Genomic DNA, 21,182 nt, shown 5'->3' on the forward strand with positions numbered 1-21,182 from the left:
TATGATGGAAGTATTTATTGATAAGTTAATAAATCTCAATATAGATATTGAATTGGTGGATCAGGATAAATTAAAGATCCATATGGATATTGCCAAAATACCTGACGATATTCTTGCAGAAATAAAGTTGAGAAAAGAAGAATTGATTACGTATTTGAAGGAGCGTCAGACAACTGATGATTTTAAGAAAATACCTGTTACCCTCACCAGGGATAACTACATACTGTCATCCACGCAGCGGCGTTTGTGGATTTTGAGCCAGTTTGAGGAAAGTAACGTGGCTTATAATGTCCAGCGGGCGTATGTATGTGAAGGGGAACTCAATTTGCTGGCATTGGAATATTCTTTTAACAAGTTAATCGAACGCCACGAAATTCTGCGGACCGGATTCAAAGAAGATGAACAGCGGGAGATTAAACAATTTATATATCCACCGGAAGAAATTGGATTCAGGCTTTCCTACCAGGATGTTCGCCATGAAAAGGAATCGGCGGTAATAGTGAAGGAATTGGTGCACCAGGCGCTTGTTGAACCTTTTGATCTTTCATCGGGTCTCTTGTTACGTGCCGGTTTATTCCAGGTGGATGATAATAAATGGGTGTTTACATATGTCATACACCATATTATCAGTGATGCCTGGTCCATGGATATTTTAATCAATGAACTATTCCTGTTTTACAATGCATATCTCAAAGAAGACAAATACCCGTTAATACCTTTGCGTATCCAGTACAAAGACTACGCAGCCTGGCAACATGAACAGCTTAGCGGAAATACGTTTGAAAATCATAAAGCATATTGGTTAAAACAATTTGAAGGGGAACTGCCGGTATTGGAATTACCATGTGATAAGATACGCCCGGCTGTGAAAACATATAATGGAGCATCAGTAAGCAAGCGCATTCATCAGGAGGACAGTAATAGGCTAAAAGGCCTTATTCAGGAAGAAGGTAGCACTTTGTTCATGGGCTTACTGGCAGTGGCTAATGCTTTATTTTACAGGTATACTAACCAGAAAGATATCATTATAGGTACTCCTGTAGCAGGTAGAGAGCATGTTGATCTGGGAGATCAGCTGGGCTTTTATGTCAACACGCTGGCCTTGAGAATACGGTTTGACGGAGAGAATAGTTACAGGGAATTATTGGATCATATCAGACAGATAACTTTAGACGCGTATGAACACCAGGTATACCCCTTTGATGAATTGGTGGATGAATTACGTTTACTACGGGATATAAGCCGGAACCCTTTGTTTGATGTTCAGGTGATAGTTCAGAATACTGCAGCCGGTAATACCGGGATAAAACAAACCCCGGAAGGCCTGAGCGTAAATGACTACGATGAAACAGTATTTACAAATAGTGTCTTTGACATGGTTCTTCTTTTTATTGAAGATGAGGAAGGGATAAATCTGAATATAGGATATAACAGAGACGTTTATAGCGAATGGATCATGCTGCAACTGGCTGATCACTTAACGCAAATGGTGAAAGCTATTATAGCTTGTCCTGATAAGCCCATCCATCAATTGGATTTTTTAACTGAAAATAATAAGACAGCGTTACTGACAACGTTTAATGATACTGTCCTGGTGTATCCTGAACAAAAAACACTGGTACACTTATTTGAAGAACAGGCAGAGAGAACACCTGATAGCATAGCAGTGGTGTCTGGAAATAAAACATTGACATATCGTCAGCTGAATGAAAAAGCCAACTGGCTGGCTGGCTACCTGCTAAAAGCTTACCAAGTCCGCCCGGATGAATTGGTGGGTATCATGCTGGACAGATCAGAAGTCGCGATCATTGCTATTCTTGGCGTATTAAAATCAGGGGCTGCCTATGTACCCATCGATCCTGGCCTGCCGAAAGCAAGGAAATCTTTTATCATTAATGATACAGGAATTGAAATATTAATATTACAGGCTGAGTCTATTTTTGACCTGGATTATTATCATGGAAAAGTTTTGGCTATAGACATAGAGTTAGATAAGCCTGATATTGTTGTGGAACCAGCCGGAGTTATTATTCGCCCTGAAAGTCTGGCCTACGTAATTTACACATCGGGATCAACCGGAGAGCCCAAAGGTGTAATGGTAGAACACCGTGCAGTCGCTAATTCCATTCAATCCCAACAGGCTATTTTTGGATTAAAAGCAGGAGAGAGGCTCCTGCAGTTTTTTTCCTTTTCATTTGATGTATGTGTTTTTGAAATATTTACAGCCATAGTTTCCGGTGCTACATTGTATATTATTAATGAGGAGGAAAAGAAATCTCCGCCGTTGTTGGAAGCTTTTCTTATCAATAATAGAATTGATGTCGCCTCTGTCACTCCTCCCTATCTGAAGTTGCTGCAAATTGAAAAAATACATACGCTTAAAAGACTCATAATTGGTGGCGAAACGTTGAATTTTGAAACGATTGAGCCATTTATGAATCAGGTTGCCTGTTATAATGTTTACGGCCCTACAGAATCCAGTATTGCGGTATCTGTATTTAATGTTAATGAAAATACTCATCTGAGAACCGGCAACGTTCCCATTGGTACACCGATTTCAAATATTCAACTATACATAACAGATGATCATAACAACTTAGTCCCTCCTGGTGTAGCAGGGGAAATCTGCATAGGAGGTGCCGGCCTGGCCCGTGGTTATTTAAATGATCCGGATCTGACAGCAGAAAAATTTATTCCCAATCCTTTTAAGGCGGGCGAAAAAATGTATAAAACAGGTGATTTGGGGAAATGGATACCAGGTGGAAATATTGAGTTTGCAGGCAGAAAAGATGATCAGGTAAAAATCAGGGGACACCGGGTAGAGCTGGGAGAAGTAACGCAGGCTTTGCTGGGCCATCCGTCAATTGATGCAGCAATTATTGTTACCGGTCCGGACACCGGTGGTGGAAAAGAGTTAGTAGCTTATATAGTAAGTAAGGAAATATTAAATGTTTCAGAGATTCAATCATATTTAAGTACTGTTTTACCTGCTTACATGCTACCTGCACATTTTGTTCAGTTAGATCAATTACCATTAACACCACACGGTAAAATAGATAAGAAAAAATTACCAGATCCGCGTATTGAAGGTATGTCAACTGGTATGGAGTACATAGCGGCGCGCAATGAAACCGAAGAAAAAATGGTAACGATCTGGCAGGAAATATTAGGTAAGAGCAGGATAGGCGTAAAAGATGATTACTTTGAGCTGGGCGGGAGTTCATTGAAAGCAATGATGCTGGTTAAGAAAGTGATGGATGAAACAGGGCAGGTATTGCCATTAAAAGTATTGTTTGAACAAAAGAATATTGAAAACGTCTCAAAATATATAGACTCGGCAAATGATATAATAACAGACATAGTATCCTACAGCAATACGCCTGAAGATGATAGTGGTTTAACTGACGTGTCCTATAACCAGCTGATATTTTTTTCCGAATGGAATTACGCTGATGATGTTGTAATAACACTTTTTGAGTTTGAATATATGGATGTGGTGGCGCTTAAATCAGCTATGGATAAGTTGGCAGAGCGCCATGAAATTTTGAGGACTGTGTTTGTTCGTATAGGTGGAACAATAACGCAAAAAGTATTGCCTGTGGAGGAGATAGCGTATGAGATTGCAAATCCTGTTACCATTTCTTTTGCTGATGAAATGAATGACATCATAGCAAAAGAATACTTCAGCAAGTTTGATTTATATACTTCTCCATTATTTTCTGTAAAAGTATACAAAATTGAAAATGGTAATTATAATGTATTGGTTACAATACATCATATTATAACAGACGGCTATTCCAGAGGTGTTTTGCAGGAGGAATTAGCAGCATTATATACTGGTATACTGCAGGGGAAAGAGGCAGAATTGGAACCTTTACCCTTTCAGTACCTGAATTTTTCAGTTTGGCAAAAGAATTTTGTTAACTCATTGGAAGGGATAAGGCATAAGGAATACTGGCTGGAAAAATTAGATGGCTTTAAGCCGGCCATAAAGCTATCTTCAGCCACTGGGAATGAGCATAAGAAAGCAATATTGATTGGTATATCCAAAGCAATTGATGGAACATTTTATGAAGACATAGACCGGGTGGTAAAAGAGCATGGAGTGACGCGTACTGTGGTATTCATGAGTGCATTAACCCTTTTATTTAATCACTGGAGCGGACAGGATGATATAACCATTTTTACAACTGTTTCCGGAAGAAATTCGAAATATTATGGCGAATTGGATGTCAGTAAATTAATCGGATTTTTTTCAAATTTATTAATGGTAAGAAATGTTATTGATAAAGATATGTCTGTAGTAAAATATTTACAGATGGTGCAATATAATTTCCTGGACGATCTGAGCTATGATGATTACCCCGTTGAAAAATTGATTAATGAACTTCCTGGTGTTGTTCCTTCCGCTTTTTTAGATGCTTCTGTTATTTATAATTATCATAATTATGAACATTATCTCACATCAGTATATCAAGTGGAGGAATCTGAGAAAATAGAAGAGAGAAGGGGGGAAATGCCCATGAATCTGGCTTTTATATTGGTTATAACTGAATATAAAAACTGTTTGGTGCCGCAACTTACGTTTAATGGGAATTTGTTTGATCATGTCCAGATTAAAACCATTAAAGATCTTTATTTCTCTATTTTAAAAGAGATCGTGTATAGTCCCCAATTGTCAATCAGGCAAATGCTGGCGCGGATTTCCTGACAGAACATGTTAAAATACAGATGAATAATCAGATAATGATAAAATCAATAATTTATGAGTGAAAATAATTGGTATTTAAAGCCTAATGTGGTTATAGAGCCATTAGTGGGAAGATGGTATGCATGGTCACATCTTATTTCTCCTGCCACAGCGGCAATGAATGTATTGGGCCGGCATCTGAAAATTATGAATTCGTATATGTTGTCTCCACAGATACATGCAGCCGCCGTACTTAATCCTAAAATGCTGGGCGGACCATTTATGGATTATAAAACTACCCGGGTGGATGACATACAGCAACTGAAGATTGATACAATTGCCAATCAAGCCAGTTCAATCCGATTGGCAGAAGCTATCATAGCACTTGATAAAATGCTTAAAACTTATGCGAAAGGCTACTCGTTGGAAGCATTATACGAAAAAGTACCGGATGAACTGAGAGGATATGTAGAGTTAACATACGATCTTAATAGTAATCCTTCGTACCATTTTTTTGAATCATTATTGTATAACAGTGAATTTTATGATAAGGCATGGCAAAGTATTGCCTTGTTTGTAACTAATAATGATGAGCGTCCATTCAGTTTGAGTACAGCCAGGCTGAACGATCCGGAGGTGTTGCACCTGGATATTCCTTTTGACCACCCTGGAATAGATGCTTTGAGCAGGATGAAAAGAGAAGGCGGTTCAATAGAGGAGATAGCGGAGATATTAGGTGTTCAGGAAACGGACGGAGCACTTTTTAATACTTTCTTTACACAAAAGGAATATCCAAAGTATAGAAAGTATGATGGTGATTATGTAAGGATGCGTTATTTTGGTCATGCCTGCATTTTAATTGAAACGAAAGATATAAGTATTCTGGTAGACCCGCTGATCAGTTACTATGGATATGAATCAAATATTGTTCATTTTTCTGATATTGATATTCCTGATGTGATCGATTATGTGCTGATCACGCATAATCACCAGGATCATATTTTGTTTGAAACCTTGTTACCATTGAGGCATAAGATAAAAAAAATTATTGTGCCGCGAACCTCCGGAGGCTTGTTACAGGACCCCAATATTAAGCTGATGTTCAATAATACCGGATTCAATAATGTTGTTGAGATCGACAATATGGAGGTGTTGAATTTTGAGAACTGTGTTATAAGGGGGATACCTTTTACTGGTGAGCATTGTGATTTAAATGTGCAGGCTAAAACATGTTTTCATCTTGCTGTTGGTAAATACACTTTTCTTTTTGTGGCCGATTCAAGAGTAATGGAGCCCCGGCTTTATGAACATATTCATCGCGTAACCGGAGATGTGGATGTGGTTTTCTTAGGAATGGAATGTGATGGTGCTCCTCTCTCATGGCTCTATGGACCCTTGTTAACGGAAGAATTGGCCAGGGATAAAGATCAGTCAAGAAGACTTGCGGGGTGTGATTATGAAAAAGGCAGGCACCTGGTAGATATATTTCATCCGAAGGAATTGTATGTATATGCAATGGGAATGGAGCCATGGCTGCAGTTTATAAGCACTATCAGGTACACGGACGAATCTAACCCCATTATTCAGTCAAACATGCTGATAGAAGAATGCAGTAAGCGCGGAATAGTGGCGGAAAGGTTATTTGGAGAAAAAGAACTGCTCTATACCTATGAAAAAGAACCAGTGCAATAATGTCACTGTTACTGTCATGCCTCAATAGAACCTGTTATCAACCCTGTTTCCCGATTCTTTGTTCACACATTTTAGTGTAAAATTTTCATCAAAAGTTAGAAACATATATGTCTTATCTCCACCTTCCACGAATTATTTTTACGGGTGATTTCCAGGCAGATGTTGCCACCGTAAATAATGATGTCCGTCATTTTGATAATGAAACCTTTGAAAAACGATTTCAATTCCCCAGAGAAGAATCCTCTGATATTAATAATGGGGCCTGGAATCCGGAGGGGAGTAATAATTTCAAGCTCCTGAATTGTCAGATTATTCAAGGTACACTCCCCGATGAACGTGTCGTGAATAATCAAACAGATGACATACTGATTGGTGCGTCAGTTAATGGGTCGCCATATTTTTCAAATGGTAAAATGGTAGACCTGGACCCACAGATGCAGATGGCGTCTGAGTTGTGGGCAGTTAAACTACGGTTTTCTACACACGATGGCCAGCTGTTACTGGAGGGTGATATTTTACCGGTAGGTTTCCGCGATATACAACCCCGACAGTTTCCCAATACCGAAGATGACACATATTATATGAGGAATGGACAACGAATGGGAGCATGCTGGGCATCTGTATTGGAGAACCTTAAATGGGGCAGTCACGCCATGAAATCGCCGTTGTTAAAAGCATTGAAACTTGCTACGAAGAGTAATAGAATAGCGGTTCAGTTAACGAGTTTTGGATTTTATTATTCTCACAAGGATGGGCGGTTTTCATTAGGCCGTATAATGGGTTGCATTGGACCATGGCTTTCTGATGAACCGGATCTGTTTGCTCCTGCCAGGAGGCTTTATGGTGCTGTCAGTCAATATTTCAGGTATAGTAATTTTTATGTGAACAAGCATCTGCATAGTCTCACAGTTGATCTCGGTGGTTCTTATCCGATTAATTCCGCATTGGGTGATTTAAATATTAATTTCCCAAAAGTTAAGCTGGCAGTGTCAAAGAAGGCAATTACTATTCCGCAGGCTAATCCCGATCATAAATACCGGATAGCACCGGATCAGTTTATTGAGATAGGCACTGTTGTTCCTGCCAGTCCGGGTAGCTGGTTGCTGGATACTGCAGGAATTGTTTCTTTCAGGTTAACAAAGGAAGCCTTAAATCTCCTGAATGATCATCAATTACTTTTATTGATCGAAGAACAAGGAGAAAATATTATTTATGCCCGTGAGTCCATTAAAGGGATACACATAAGGGCAGACTCCTTCATTTTTCGGATGGACCCCGGTGATCAGCATAAAACAAAAATTTATGCCTATCAATGGGGGGAGCCATTGGCCGGCATCAATATTAACATTGCACTATTGCCACCAATGGCAGATCAGGGAGGAGGTCTTGAAAATGATCCTGCCCCTCCGCTTGCTAAAATTCCACTTATTAACTTTCCTGCTGGTAAAATTGATCATCCTCTTACGGTTGTCACTAATAAAAAAGGGGTGGCTACTTTTACTATGAGCGGAGGTAATCCTGAAAACTACAGAAAGTACGTGGATGGACAATTGTACCTGTTTTCATATAAGATAGAAGGGTTTCCGGAACTTGATCAGTATTTTTTCTTCGGCATGATGATGGATCTGATTTGTGTTCACTTACGAGATAAATTTGAGGTGCCAGAAAATCCCGAGTGGGATGATGTAGCAGCAATATGGACTCAATTCGGAAATGTATATCCAATCATGAGCAAATATATTGTAGACATGAGTAAGATGGAAGAATTGATGAAGTATACAAATATTTTGTTGCACTCCTTTACAAGAGATATACACGACGCCACTTATATGCCTGTTACCAGGGATCTGTCGAAAAACAAAATGCTGACATTGATAAAATGGCTAAAGAACCCCATAGCCAGTAATGATAACGGGCCGAAAAGGGCGACTGAGGCTTCCCTCGCGGTAACAAACGAATTAAGTATTGACAAAACGTTAAGCAGCCGGATGAAGGAGATTACAAATCAGAAAGGAGGATTTAAAGATATCCCGATAACCGGCCCTTTTGATGCACGATACACCATTGAATCAATCGACTAATATTTCTATTATGATTTTAATTGACGCTAAATGTTTGCATGCTGTTAATAGCGCCTGTCACCTTTCGGACTTATTTGAGCATTTACAAAAAGCCATTGAGCTGGAACACGCTACTATCCCACCTTATCTGACTGCCATGATTTCTCTGATGCCAGGAAAAAATCAGGAAATAAGAGACCTGATACATTCAGTGGTAATTGAAGAGATGCTTCATATGTCTATTGCCGCCAATATTTTGAATGCAATAGGCGGTAGTCCGGTAATAAATAAGCCGGATTTTATTCCTACTTATCCTGGTCCTCTTCCCATGAATATTAATAAGCAATTAACTGTTCATTTGGAAAGGTTTTCAAAAGATGTGGTGAAAAGAACATTCATGGAGATAGAAGAACCGGAGAATCCCATTCTCTTTCCTGAAAAAATGCGATTGAATAATTTAACAGAAGACAGTGTAGCCACCATTGGACAATTTTATTTATCAATACGGAGAAAAATAGAACAGATAGCAGAGGATGTGTTGCCCGGTGATGCTGACAAACAAATGGTATCCCATATGTTCAGTAGCGATGAGCTATTTCCTATTTTGACAAAACAGGATGCCATTCATGCTATTGATATCATTATAGAGCAGGGTGAAGGAACTGCAGAAAGCCCGCTTGCCACACGGGGAAACCTTGCCCACTATTACCGTTTTGAGGAAATATATAAGGGTAAAAAGTTAGTGGAAGATCCTTCAGCCGATAACGGATATTCTTTTGGTCCGCCTATCCCATTTGATGAAAGCGGCGTATTCCCGATTGCAGCAAATACCATGGTCAAAGATCTGCCGGATAGTACTTCGGATGAAAAAGAGATCAGGCGGATGGCTGAAGAGTTCAGATATTCTTATACCAAGTTGTTAAATGGATTACATCGGACTTTTAATGGTGATCCAGGATTTATATCAGATACCCTGGGTTTAATGTACGATGTTAAGATCATTGGAGAAAAACTTGCTGCAACACCTTTCCCCGGCCGTAATGGGGAAACGGTTGGCCCCCCGTTTGAGTTTTCGGCTGCCGGCATTTAATATTAATGGCGTTCCGCATTATATTATTATTGGCAGAGATGGAAAAATACAACAGAACGTGATATCAGTGGAAAGCAGGTATCACGTTTTGTTGTTGATAATAGACCCTTCTCCCGGGATATGGGTCTTTTTAAAATATAAATGCATGATTCACTGCAAAGATTTTCGTATGTTTTTCCAGGTTATACTGTTCAAGCAGAATATTCTATCGCAGTTAATTTTATTATTATTGTATATTAGATCAGGGATCGAACTGAGTAATTAGGATTTACAAAATGAGGAGAGGGAAGACGGATAAGCTGATTTTAATCAATACATGTTCTATTACCGCCAATATTATCCGTCCATTCAACTGGCAGACTTTATAGAATGCTATTGGGTATTACATGCGCCGGATAGGTTTGTGGATGTACCTGATCGCTTAATACCTGGTGGCCGTGTGGAACTGATCTTTAATTTTGGCGACCCGACGGATTGGTTGATAACAGCTGATAATCCTCATGGCACCCGTCTGAGTGGGCCAGTGATCATGGGACAGCGCAACCAGATTTTTTATGTGAAAAGTACAGGTAAAATTAGGATGTTAGGCATGCGTTTTAAGCCAGGTGGCCTGGCATCATTTACCAATGTACCTATTTCTGATTTATTAAATATCCTATTGCCGGCAGAGCTTCTGTTAGGAAAAGCCGTAAAAAGCCTGGAGATGCGGCTGTCAGATTATTCGGATGATGATAAGCGGATACAATTACTGGACGCTGTACTTAAGGCCGAATTAAGAAATACACCAACTGATCTGTTAGTGGTTAACCAAACCATAGATATGCTTCGTAACAGCCGTGATGATATATCTATTGACACAATCTGCCAGCAAACAGGTTGGTACTATAAAAAGCTGGAGCGGGTTTTTCTGAAAAATATCGGCTATACACCTAAGCATTACCATAAAATACTTCGTTTCAATAAGGCGGTCAGGTATATGCGAACCACCAATACCCTAACTGATGTTTGTCATGTATGCAATTACTTTGACCAGGCGCATTTTATTCGTGATTTCCGGTTGTTTACGGGTACCACTCCCAGTCAGTTTAAAAAGGACGATAATAAAATAGCGGATATTCTCATAAAACATCAACCTGTCTAAAATATACAATTCTACGCCGGAAAAACGGTATAGATTTGACAATTATACTAAACTTCTATCATGTCGGATTTAAAACCGGTTTCTAAAGCATTTTTAGCCGTAGGGTTGCTTTTTGCGGGTATTTGCTGGTATTTATCTTTTAGCTTATCAGCGCACATTTGGTGGACATTATGGGTAGCGCCAGTTCCGATACTGTATTGTTCTTTACGACTTACAAGCAAATGGACATTTTTAATAGCCTTTACCGGGTACTTAATAGGAAGGCTTAGCTGGGTGCCTTATTTACAAAGTATTTTACCTTTACCGCTGGTGTTTTTGTTTACACTGCTATTGCCGCTGATTTTTGCGTTACAAGTGATGGCAGCAAGAAAGCTAATGCTTACTTATTGCCATTGGTCCACTGTATTTGTATTCCCTGTTTGGGCTACTACGATAGAGTATATCAGATTCCTCACCGCCAGGGATGGAACGGCAGGCAGCATTGCCTATACACAATGCGATTTTTTACCTGTTGTACAAGTTGCTTCTTTGACAGGCATACAGGGGATTACCTTCCTGGTTACTTTTTTCCCTACGGCTATAGCGTTCATCATCTATCGGTATCAGCGAAAACAATCAATCCGAACACTCTCCTTCGTAACCATTGGCGTTCTTGTGGCTGTAATGGTTTGGGGTGTGGTGCGTTTGAATCAAACGTCTTCTGCCACTAAATCATTACAGGTAGGTATGGTGGCTATTGATAAACGGGCATATCACAATGAGAATATAAAAGGAGAAGATAGGGATTTGTACCTGGCAAACCTTTACCTGCGTCAGGTAGGAGAACTGGTAAAGCAGGGGGCAAAGATCGTCATGTTTCCTGAAAAAATGTTTACCGTGAGAGCTAACCGGCGGCCGGGTTTTATTCAGCAGTTTATAGATACAGCAATTACGCATCGCGTATGCATCATTGCATGCGTGACGCAGCAAAAAGGAGACTATTACGAAAACAGGGCTTGGGTGATCAAGGAGGATGGGGCGCTGCTGGCAGATTATCAGAAAGTACATTTGTTTGAAGGAGAATTGCTGGATAGCCTGAAACCAGGAAAGGAACCCGGTTTGTTTCTCAGAAATGGTACAACAGAAGGCGTGGCCATTTGTAAGGACATGGATTTCCAGCAATACATCAGCAGGTATAGCAGAGCAGACTGTGATGTTTTATATGTACCAGCCTGGGACTTTGAGCGAGATGGCTGGATGCATAGCCGGATGGCGATGATGAGATGCGTGGAAGGCGGTTTTGGAATGGTAAGAAACGCCAGGCAGGGCAGGCTGACTATCAACGACTATTGCGGTAGGGTTTTGTATGAGGCCAATAGCGACAAAGGCACGCCTGTGTTGTTATCAGGCAACATTGATATACAGCATCATGCTACGCTGTATAATAAGTGGGGTGATTGGTTCGGTATGTTAAATGCCATTGCATTTTTGGTGAGCCTTGTACTATTAGTAAAAGCCAGGCGGACTTAAAAGTGACCAGTAGAATTAACTCTCTCCACCAGAGCCAGTGCATTGAAAGCCCCGTTTTTAAGGGTATGCAGCACCCCGTTAACCTACACTTAAAAAAAAAATTGCTGTCATCATTGGGGGTAGTGATTTTGGTATGCGTCTTATAAACAAAATCACTATTCTAAAGTATATGATAAAGAACCTACTCATTGTAGCACTGCTTGCAGTTGCTGTAAATACCTATGCACAGCAAACAGCCCCTATGAAAAAGTCTGCTCAGGTAGGCGCATACGGAACTTTTAGTACCGGCTTTACTTCCGTCAGCGGGCATTTGTCGGTTATTACTGGTGTTTCCGGCGGTATTTTTCTGAACAAAAAATTTATGATCGGCGCTGGTGGCTATACCATGGCTAACATGATAAAGATTAATAAGACAGGAATTGACAGGAACTGGCATATCTGGTATACCGGCGGCGTTTTTGAATATGTACATCATTCCGATAAGAAGTTCCACTGGACTGCCGGTACATTGATCGGCGGTGGAAGTCTTTCTGAACGATTGGTGATGGAGGATGAAAAGGATAAAGATAAAGTTGTTGACCGATACGGTTTTTTTGTAGTGGAGCCATTCATCAATGCTGAATTAAACATTAATCAACACATCCGGTTATTTGCAGCAGGTAAATATCGTCAGATAATGGGTGCTGGCAGTGGCGGTTTATCCAATGGCGGTATGAGTGCTCCAGGTTTGTATGTGGGTATCAAGGCTGGAAGATTCTAATAGTATCAAAGCCGCATAAATCATAGTGTTTACGCGGCTTTTCTTTTTTTGCCATAAAAAGTAAATCATACAAAACGAATCTAAAAGGATGAAAAGAGGATACACAAAACAGTTTTAATTCTGGTGTATCCTTCTCGAATACAGACTAACAAGCTTACCTAACTATACAGCAACAAATCCTTATGCACGGTAGGTTTTGTTGTTATTCTTATCAGGTGTCTTTTATGACATCTCCAATTATTTCGTTGCGAAGTAATTATGATATTCCTGCGATAGGAGAGTACCTACATTAAAGAACATGTCTACATTGCCGTTGATATATTCCATATCCAGCAGTGTTGCATTGAAATAAGTGGTAAGTTCTACAGGGGTATGGTTACTCCAGTCAGTGCCCTTAGGTGCGTGTTTACCTTTTTCTGCTGTAGTGTAAATGAAAGGAAATGAGAACTCTTTTTGTACAGATAGTTTGTTGCTGTTGATTTCGGCATCTGACATATTGATCAGCGTGTGGATAGCCACATCTCCCATTACCGAAAGGCAGGTGCTTTTTTTGATCCCTTTTCCTTCCATAAAAAATACTTCTTCTACAATTAAGTTACCGGCAACCTGGGCCAGACTATCGTTATGATCAGGGTAGCGCGTCCACATGTTGTTGGTTTGTACATTGCCTGCTACCAGTCCTTCAAAAAAGCTCAATACTTTGGTCTGTACATTTCCCAATACTACTGGTTGGGATAAACGCAGGTCTTCCCTTTCTTCTATATATTTATAAAATACGCCCCAGTAAATATCATTCAGCAGATTAAGACTTGCTGTTTCAATATCGCCTTCATAAACAGGAAAAAGCTGGTCTTCAAACTTTGATTTGTCTTTTGCTTTCTCGTATAATGTTTCCAGTTTGTTACCTGCAGGCAACAGGCCTCTTAAATCCTTAAAGGGAATAATTTTCAACTTACTTTCGTGAATCATATATAGGCGTTCTTAAAGGGTGTAAACTTTAGTTGTATGGTTTGCACCTGATGTTTGAATGTCAAATATATATCATTTAATAATTATACAATCCGCCGGAGTTATATCTTCATGATAAATTGGTGGGGCGATCAATTAGAGCTGGTTTCGCAGATAAATAAGCAAGGGCGCGTAGTGCGCCCTTGCCATAGTTGGTATAATTGATTTCTATCAAGGATATAAAGACTGTGCAGCCAGGATATCTTTGGCGGATAATACAGTAGCACCGATGCCGCATTGGCCGGCATTCATCAGGGAAGAAGCATCAGTGCCTGGTACGCCTGGTACATCAATGCCTGGAGGGTTTTCGCCAGCGGCAGCCCAGTTGGTATGCCTCAAAGAGATGTTGTGGCCCAGCTCATGACAGATAGTACGTGCACGCTGTGCAAAGTTATTACCAGCAATATAAGCAGCGTTGATACGGATCAGGTTACCTACCACGCCGTTTGTCGGGAAGGTACCAGCACCGCATACACCATTACCTAGGTTGGCATTGGTCATCAGTACATCATAAGGGCCGGTTGGAGTGAGCACCCAGTTCACAGAGCAGTTAGGGATTGCATTCCACTGAGCAATCGCTGAATTGATTTCAGAGCTTAAACCACTGAGGGATGCATCCACTTTTAAGCGGATGTTGGTAACGTTGGTAACAGTACTACCGGTATAATATTGTTCTGATTTAAGGTTACCTTCAGGCACCTTCATGTTTTTAGGGAAGCTGATATCGCCTTCCACCATGAACTCTGTAGGGTGTTCCACAATCTGGTTTTCAGGGAAACCTAATTTAAGAATGTACTCGCGCACTTTAGCTGCGTTGTCGGATTGGGGTGGAGTGGTAGGGCTGTCAGCTGATTTGGAACAGGCTGCAAACACAATGGCAAATAAGGCCATCAGAACGAAGGACATGTTTTTTTTCATGTGACTTTTTTAATTTGAATGAAAAGAAAAAGGGTATAGTGTGATGATCATCTGCTCGGGAATCATGGGCATAAAACGCTCACGAGATAACTATTATCAACAGCTATCCATGTAGGTAAAACATACGCGTCTATTGCTTGCTACAGCAATCTATCATCTGTGCTCTCAGTGATAATAGTCATATGGTTTATTTAAACAGGGCTACTAAAATTTGCGTGTTCAGACTTTGGTTACGTCAATATTAAAATAAATTCTTCATCATGAAAAGAACTTTAATTTCTCCACTGCAGTGTTAAACCAGTGGGATCTTGTATGACTTCTCACTTTTTATTTCTTTTCCGGTTTTCAAGCATTGTGGCAATGCTGATAGACGAACAATCAGCGATCAAAGCCGCTACTATGGCAGGTGGCATAGCGTCTGTATCCGAAAAATTGATACAGCCTTTCTGGAACTTAGCTGCTGGTAGCAAGGTTACGTATTTGGCATGCAGTACCTGATCCATGTAAATCGGCAAGCAATGCAGTGACATATGATTTTTGGCACTCGCCAGGCCGTACTTCATATAGAAACGCTCTTCGTATAGGATCATTTCCTTTCCCATCACCGGTTTAATGACTGGGTTTACAGTCGGATCATTGGCAACAATTGTTTCATGAAGCATGCTTAGGAGCGCCTGCCTGTCAATTGGTATACTACTGATGTATTCAGATACAGTCATATTCAGTATAAAAATCTGTTTGAAGAAAGGTAATTTTATTTTACATTCGATCACATTTTTAAAAAAAATATGAAAATAATTGATAAGCTCGCTTGGATAGAAATTAAAAATAAGGCAATACTATCTGCAAAATCTATCGGAAAGCAGAAATATTATATTCCAGGTGGAAAAAGAGAACATGGAGAAAGTGACGAACAAGCATTATGTCGTGAAATTTTGGAAGAGCTTAGTGTTGAACTTGAAGCGAAAACGCTAAAATTTATAGGAACATTTGAAGCGCAGGCAGACAGCCATCCGGATGGTGTTTATGTGAAAATGACGTGTTACACGGCAGATTACAAAGGAATATTAAAGGAATGTTCAGAGATAGAAAATTTCCAGTGGTTAAAGTATTCCGATAAAGACAAAATCTCTGAAGTGGATAAATTGATTTTTGACTTTTTAAAAGATCAAAATTTAATTGACTAGTAAGAGAACACCGCCATTAGCCTTTTTTATTTTAAACCAGATTGTCCATATCACCACTTGAGATTGTCTATTTTACCCCCTGTGAAAGTTTACATAAGAAAGTACCTTTGGAAAAATAATCACTTATGGCAAATATCTTACATCGCATAGGTATCAAAACTTCATCGATCGATGAAGTTTACCGCGCATTGACAACAAGAGACGGTCTTGCTGGCTGGTGGACTACCGACACTAAAGGAGAAGGTAGCCATGTTGGAGATATCGTAGCATTCCGGTTTGGTGCAGGAGGGTTCGATATGAACGTTAAAAAGCTTCATGCGCCCAATCAGGTAGAATGGGAAGTAGTAGCGGGTCCTGAAGAATGGATAGGTACAACCATCAACTTTGAGTTAAAACAGGATGGCGACTATATAATCGTACTATTTAAGCACCTGAACTGGAAGGAGCCTGTAGAGTTTATGCATCATTGCAGTACCAAATGGGCCATATTCCTGATGAGTCTGAAGTCGCTGATAGAAACGGGAAAAGGACATCCCAATCCTGTTGATGTCAAGATCGACAACTGGAATTAAAGGAATGGCGGTGTTGGGTAAAAAAATAAATATTATTTTTTCGGTATTGGCATTTTGGGAACGTGCTGTTCGTATTGATACATCAAATTAATTTTTCCATCTTTATCAAACCGCCATGTTTCCTGCAGTTCCCTGGTTGTCTTTTTCCCTTTGGAGTCTGTTGAAATCTGTCGGGTCCATACCGCTACCCAATCTTCTTTTTTATCCTTACTCCTGAGCGGTATCCAGGCATGAACAGAATCAATGACACTACCCAGCTCTCCTCTCATCTTTTTACCAACAACAAAAAGGCTATCCCTGCTGCCGGTAAATAAAGTGCCATCAGCAAAAAAACGGTGTCAATTTCTGCAAAAAAACTCTTTGCATTGTCAAGTGTGTTGTTGTCCCAGTTTTGGTACACTTCAAGAAGAGTTCGTACGTTTTTGGAATCGCCAATCTCAAAATTCGAAGAATAACCAGCCGTGTAAGGATATGTATGGCTTCCCTGTTTTTCCGAACCGGAATCGGATGTCACAGCCTCTGTGTTTGATTTGTTGGGGCTGGAGGTGCAGGATACTAAAAAAGCAATCGCTGCGAAAAGGTATGTCTTTCTCATAAAAATTGTTTCTGGATTTAAACAATAAATAAAGTCAAGGCAACGACTGAAAAAGAGGAGGATGGGGGTTCAAAAGCCTGTTCTAAGTTAAGAATTTTTATGGACAAGCTAATCAACATTTTTAATATATGGAAAGCGCTCAGATCAGCATCAGGCCTGGTTCGATAGCTGTCCAATCCGGTTTACAAACAAGACTGCCAAAGAAAATTAAAGCCGCCTAAACAGTATGAATCAGGCGGCTTTTCTGTTTTTAAATGCTGCATAGGTAACGACGTCTACGGGAGACCCAGAGACGGCAGGTTAATTTTAGTAAAGAAGTGGTTAACATTGATGCTGACCACGATAGCATTAGTTAATACATTTACAGTGTATAAATTAAGTGTATAGCTTACCAACTCTGGTGAGCTGTTTTTTTTATAGCATTTACTATGCTGGTACTAAACGATAATGAAATTAGTGGTCTTCTTTCATCAGAGGAAGTGATAGCCACAGTAGAAGCAGCGCTGGTTGCTAATGAACAGAACAGTTGTGTCGTTCCCAAACGTATGCACATTGACTGGGGAGAAAATACTTTTCTTTCTATGCCTTCCTTTTCAGACACCTATTTTGGTACTAAACTGGTATCTGTTGTGCCGGCAAATAGAAGCCAGCAATTGGCCGTAACCAATGGGGCCATGTTGCTGAATGATGCATCTACCGGTTTCCCGCTGGCTATTATGAATGCCGCAAAACTGACCGCATTGCGTACCGGGGCGCTGGGAGCCATAGGAATCAAGTATATGACTCCTCCTGATATTGATTCTATTGGATTAATAGGATGTGGCGTACAGGGTATACAGCAGGCTATCTTTGCCACTGCTGTGCGGCCGGTAAAAAAAATATACTGCCTGCAGCGATCAGCAGCCGGTATGACAACCTTTACCGCAGCACTTCGGAGGTATAGTCCGTCAGTGCAGATTGTTCCCTGCAATGATGTTATCACTATCCTGCAACAAACGGATGTGATTATTGCTGCCAGCCGCTCAGCTACGCCGGTTTTACCGGATGATGCATCTCTGCTGGAAAACAAACACTTTATCAGTATTGGTTCCTACAAACCCGATATGCAGGAGTTACCGGATCATGTTTTCCGATTATCAGGGAAGTTGGCGATTGATTCTGTGTTTGCTAAAGTAGAAACAGGTGATATCATTAATCCATTAAGAAAAGGAATTTTGCAGGAAGAAGATGTGTTTACTATCGGAAAACTCTTAACCGGTGAGGTTAAGATAGATGTAACCCGTACTACTGCCTACAAATCTGCTGGTATGGCCCTTTTTGACCTGTTCATGGCAAAAGCCCTGTACGAAACAGCCAAAGCAAGGGACATCGGGACTAACATCCCTTTTTAGAGGTAACCTCTTCCATCTCTGCCTCTTTATCAATCATTAATTTCATATTAAATGCAAACGCTGCTTAATAACCTGCATTGGGAATCGCCTACTCAATGGTTAAAGATAGGAACGATAGACATGCACACCGGCGGGGAACCTTTACGCGTTTTTGTTTCCGGATTGCCTCCAATAGCAGGACTGACAGTTCTTGAAAAGAGGAGATACTTCAAAGAACATCTGGATTTTATCCGGACAGGCACTATGTGGGAGCCCCGTGGCCATGCAGATATGTATGGGGCAGTGATCACTGATTCTGCTGATGCAGATATGGATGTTTTTTTCCTGCATAATGAAGGCTACAGCACCATGTGTGGACACGCCATTATCGCACTGACCAAGCTGGCGCTGGAAACGGGTATTGTCAAAAAAGAAGGACGGAATCCGGAACTGACGATCAATGTGCCTGCAGGGAAAATTTTTGCTCATGCCACTATGGAGAATGGGAAAGTAAGCAATGTTGCCTTCCGTAATGTACCTTCCTTTCTGTATTTGTCTGATCAGGAAATAATGGTTCCGGGTATCGGTAATGTGAAGTTTGATGTAGCCTATGGTGGCGCTTTTTATGCGTTTGTGGATGTGGAGAACCTGCCGCTTAGCCTGGATGCCGCCCACTACAATCAGCTGATTGATTATGGACGTCGGATCAAACATGCGGTCATGAGCAATTTTGATATCCGGCATCCATTTGAAGAAGACCTGAGTTTTTTGTATGGCACCATTTTCACCGGGAAAGCCCTGAAAGAAGGGCATCATAGCCGTAATGTATGCATTTTTGCAGAAGGAGAGGTAGACCGCTCTGCTACCGGTTCCGGGGTGAGCGCGCGTGCGGCATTACATCATGCCAAAGGCGAGTTAAAGCTCAATGAGACTATTATAATAGAAAGTATCACCGGCAGTACCATGGGGGTAACGGTCAGAGAACTGACCCGTTTTGGCGACTATAATGCCGTAATACCGGAAGTGAGCGGAACAGCCTTCGTTACCGGACAACATACCTTTTATTTTGACCCGGAAGATCCGTTTAAAGAAGGATTTATTTTCAGATAAGGATCTTTTCGGATACTATATCCGGGGGCTACGGGATAAAAATTTAAAATTTTTTTGCTGCACATGTCCAAAATACGACAGCCCGGTTGTTGTATGGTTGTAAGAAGCCTGATAAGGCTTTCTATTCAAACCATTTAAATTTATACAGACATGATCACAGTGAAGGTTACTTATACAGTAAAACCGGAATTTGTAGCAAAGAATAAAGAAAACATTCAACGATTCCTGGCAGATTTCCAAAAGATGGATGATGCCGCCTTTTGGTACCATATTTCCCTGATGGATGACGGGGTTACCTTCTCACATTTCTCAGCCTACCGGGACGAGAAGATTCAGCAGGAAGTGCTGAATGTAGCGTCCTTTAAGGTTTTCCAGCAGGAGCGCGATGAGAGCGGTCTTAATGGCTCTCATGCGGTGAAAGTGCTGGAGTTTGTCGGTGCTTCTTCTGGTAAACTGACCCCTGGTCAGCCTTTGTAAAAAGATAACTACAATCCCCGGGAACAAAAACAGGTCTCCCGGGGATTGTTTTATGAAAGCTCGTGATTTTCCCCGAATCCTTTATGCTGAACGGATATCTTTCCGCCGATGGCACATTGGCAGTACGATTCTGTGGTGAGGATCTTTAAATCATTAATTGTGTCCTGGGGCGTGGTTTTATTCCAGGCTGTAGGGGCTGGCACACACTGACTGCGGGTAACAGTACACATACCGAAATTGGGTATGTTCACCTCTGGTGCAATATCCTGTTCGGTGGCAATCAGCTTGTTTTCGGCCGTGCAGAATTGTTGGCTCGTAACTTTTAATGAGGAGGGCTTGATGCCCTTGTCACATGTCAGTATAGCCTTTTCCGTTATCTTTTGAGGCATATTATTTTGTGGTGTTAGCCTGTTGTGATTTCAGATATTCATTGAATGGGTTAGCCCGCTGTTTTAAGAAATAGGAGGTTTTGAACAAGGTCTCTCCGTTGTTACCATCCACTAGAATATAGTTTATTTGCATGTTATTCTCTTTGGATGCCAGCTTAACCTCATAAAAAGGGCGGTTGCTCAGTTTTTCATATTGAAACCGGCTTACCGAATTGCCCGGTGTTTTAAGTGTCAGGTCAACGAAATATTCTTTCTTTATTTTATCGATCAGCTTATCTAAAGAGAAATGATAAGGCTGGTCCATATCAGTTTCCTTTACAAAACTACCATTGGTGTCATATTCTTTCCACTTGCCGGTATTAAAATCATAAAAGAGTTGTCCTTCTTTTTTCAGCACGTCATTGAGATGGTACTCAAAGTAGGTAATATAGGCAGTGGGGTATTTGTTTATTTTTTCCACATAGCCGTGATGCTGTGTTTTGTTGATGAGTTGTACCAGATTGCCGTTGCTAAGCCGGTAGGAGCCTGTTTTTTCATCTACAGGCAGAGTTTTATATAGTGCTTCATTGAATCGTTTCATTGTGTCTTGTTTTTGATTTTTAATAGGCTGATTT

The 21,182-nt window shown here is 40.6% G+C and carries 19 protein-coding genes; 12 read left to right on the forward strand and 7 right to left on the reverse strand.

The window, feature by feature from the left end:
- Position 1 precedes the first annotated feature (1 nt).
- From DF182_RS28235 to DF182_RS28265, 7 genes are all read left to right on the forward strand, one after another.
- Entirely contained in the window at positions 2 to 4,711 is a 4,710-nt protein-coding gene (locus DF182_RS28235) for a non-ribosomal peptide synthetase (protein ID WP_113619101.1), read from the forward strand.
- Between the two features lie 54 nt (positions 4,712 to 4,765).
- Positions 4,766 to 6,382, forward strand: a complete 1,617-nt coding sequence (locus DF182_RS28240) for an MBL fold metallo-hydrolase (RefSeq protein WP_113619102.1) — start codon at positions 4,766 to 4,768, stop codon at positions 6,380 to 6,382.
- Positions 6,383 to 6,489: 107 nt separating this feature from the next.
- Positions 6,490 to 8,463 carry a hypothetical protein gene (locus tag DF182_RS28245; RefSeq protein ID WP_113619103.1) on the forward strand — a complete coding sequence of 658 codons (1,974 nt, stop codon included), beginning with the start codon at positions 6,490 to 6,492 and terminating at the stop codon, positions 8,461 to 8,463.
- Positions 8,432 to 9,532, forward strand: coding sequence for a ferritin-like domain-containing protein (locus DF182_RS28250; RefSeq protein WP_245957633.1), 1,101 nt, complete (start codon positions 8,432 to 8,434; stop codon positions 9,530 to 9,532). Before DF182_RS28245 ends, DF182_RS28250 begins: the two co-directional genes overlap by 32 nt.
- 316 nt (positions 9,533 to 9,848) lie before the next feature.
- Positions 9,849 to 10,673 carry a helix-turn-helix domain-containing protein gene (locus DF182_RS28255; RefSeq protein WP_113619105.1) on the forward strand — a complete coding sequence of 275 codons (825 nt, stop codon included), beginning with the start codon at positions 9,849 to 9,851 and terminating at the stop codon, positions 10,671 to 10,673.
- Between the two features lie 60 nt (positions 10,674 to 10,733).
- Positions 10,734 to 12,182, forward strand: a complete 1,449-nt coding sequence (locus DF182_RS28260; protein ID WP_113619106.1) for a nitrilase-related carbon-nitrogen hydrolase — start codon at positions 10,734 to 10,736, stop codon at positions 12,180 to 12,182.
- Between the two features lie 169 nt (positions 12,183 to 12,351).
- Positions 12,352 to 12,942, forward strand: a complete 591-nt coding sequence (locus DF182_RS28265; protein WP_113619107.1) for a hypothetical protein — start codon at positions 12,352 to 12,354, stop codon at positions 12,940 to 12,942.
- 237 nt (positions 12,943 to 13,179) lie between these two features.
- On the opposite strand, the gene DF182_RS28270 is transcribed toward DF182_RS28265, so the two are convergent.
- From DF182_RS28270 to DF182_RS28280, 3 genes are all read right to left on the reverse strand, one after another.
- The gene (locus DF182_RS28270; RefSeq protein ID WP_113619108.1) at positions 13,180 to 13,911 is read right to left on the reverse strand and encodes a hypothetical protein; all 732 of its coding nucleotides are present in this window, start codon (positions 13,909 to 13,911) and stop codon (positions 13,180 to 13,182) included.
- A 210-nt stretch (positions 13,912 to 14,121) separates the two neighbouring features.
- Positions 14,122 to 14,868 (reverse strand): M57 family metalloprotease, encoded by a 747-nt coding sequence (locus DF182_RS28275; RefSeq protein ID WP_113619109.1) that lies wholly within the window; start codon positions 14,866 to 14,868, stop codon positions 14,122 to 14,124.
- A gap of 320 nt (positions 14,869 to 15,188) precedes the next feature.
- The gene (locus DF182_RS28280; protein ID WP_113619110.1) at positions 15,189 to 15,641 is read right to left on the reverse strand and encodes a DUF1801 domain-containing protein; all 453 of its coding nucleotides are present in this window, start codon (positions 15,639 to 15,641) and stop codon (positions 15,189 to 15,191) included.
- A 15-nt stretch (positions 15,642 to 15,656) separates the two neighbouring features.
- On the opposite strand from DF182_RS28280, the gene DF182_RS28285 reads away from it, so the two are divergent.
- Together DF182_RS28285 and DF182_RS28290 are read left to right on the forward strand one after the other, a co-directional pair.
- Positions 15,657 to 16,055: an NUDIX hydrolase gene (locus DF182_RS28285; protein WP_113619111.1), complete on the forward strand. Its 399-nt coding sequence runs from the start codon at positions 15,657 to 15,659 to the stop codon at positions 16,053 to 16,055.
- Positions 16,056 to 16,180: 125 nt separating this feature from the next.
- Positions 16,181 to 16,627, forward strand: coding sequence for an SRPBCC family protein (locus tag DF182_RS28290; protein ID WP_113619112.1), 447 nt, complete (start codon positions 16,181 to 16,183; stop codon positions 16,625 to 16,627).
- A 32-nt stretch (positions 16,628 to 16,659) separates the two neighbouring features.
- On the opposite strand, the gene DF182_RS28295 is transcribed toward DF182_RS28290, so the two are convergent.
- Both DF182_RS28295 and DF182_RS28300 read right to left on the reverse strand, forming a co-directional pair.
- Positions 16,660 to 16,896 carry a hypothetical protein gene (locus DF182_RS28295; RefSeq protein WP_113619113.1) on the reverse strand — a complete coding sequence of 79 codons (237 nt, stop codon included), beginning with the start codon at positions 16,894 to 16,896 and terminating at the stop codon, positions 16,660 to 16,662.
- Positions 16,893 to 17,222: a hypothetical protein gene (locus tag DF182_RS28300; RefSeq protein ID WP_113619114.1), complete on the reverse strand. Its 330-nt coding sequence runs from the start codon at positions 17,220 to 17,222 to the stop codon at positions 16,893 to 16,895. Before DF182_RS28300 ends, DF182_RS28295 begins: the two co-directional genes overlap by 4 nt.
- Before the next feature lie 428 nt (positions 17,223 to 17,650).
- Here DF182_RS28300 and DF182_RS28305 point away from each other — a divergent pair, with 428 nt between their 5' ends.
- From DF182_RS28305 to DF182_RS28315, 3 genes are all read left to right on the forward strand, one after another.
- Complete coding sequence (locus DF182_RS28305) at positions 17,651 to 18,613, forward strand: ornithine cyclodeaminase family protein (protein WP_113619115.1); 963 nt, start codon at positions 17,651 to 17,653, stop codon at positions 18,611 to 18,613.
- A gap of 51 nt (positions 18,614 to 18,664) precedes the next feature.
- Positions 18,665 to 19,702 carry a proline racemase family protein gene (locus tag DF182_RS28310; protein ID WP_113619116.1) on the forward strand — a complete coding sequence of 346 codons (1,038 nt, stop codon included), beginning with the start codon at positions 18,665 to 18,667 and terminating at the stop codon, positions 19,700 to 19,702.
- Between the two features lie 150 nt (positions 19,703 to 19,852).
- Positions 19,853 to 20,179 carry a hypothetical protein gene (locus DF182_RS28315; protein ID WP_113619117.1) on the forward strand — a complete coding sequence of 109 codons (327 nt, stop codon included), beginning with the start codon at positions 19,853 to 19,855 and terminating at the stop codon, positions 20,177 to 20,179.
- Between the two features lie 50 nt (positions 20,180 to 20,229).
- Here the strand turns inward: DF182_RS28315 and DF182_RS28320 are convergent, their stop codons facing one another.
- Both DF182_RS28320 and DF182_RS28325 read right to left on the reverse strand, forming a co-directional pair.
- Positions 20,230 to 20,568: a DUF4280 domain-containing protein gene (locus DF182_RS28320; protein WP_113619118.1), complete on the reverse strand. Its 339-nt coding sequence runs from the start codon at positions 20,566 to 20,568 to the stop codon at positions 20,230 to 20,232.
- A 1-nt stretch (position 20,569) separates the two neighbouring features.
- Entirely contained in the window at positions 20,570 to 21,148 is a 579-nt protein-coding gene (locus DF182_RS28325; RefSeq protein WP_113619119.1) for a hypothetical protein, read from the reverse strand.
- Positions 21,149 to 21,182: the final 34 nt, after the last annotated feature.

Source organism: Chitinophaga flava (genome assembly GCF_003308995.1).
GTDB classification, from domain to species: domain Bacteria; phylum Bacteroidota; class Bacteroidia; order Chitinophagales; family Chitinophagaceae; genus Chitinophaga; species Chitinophaga flava.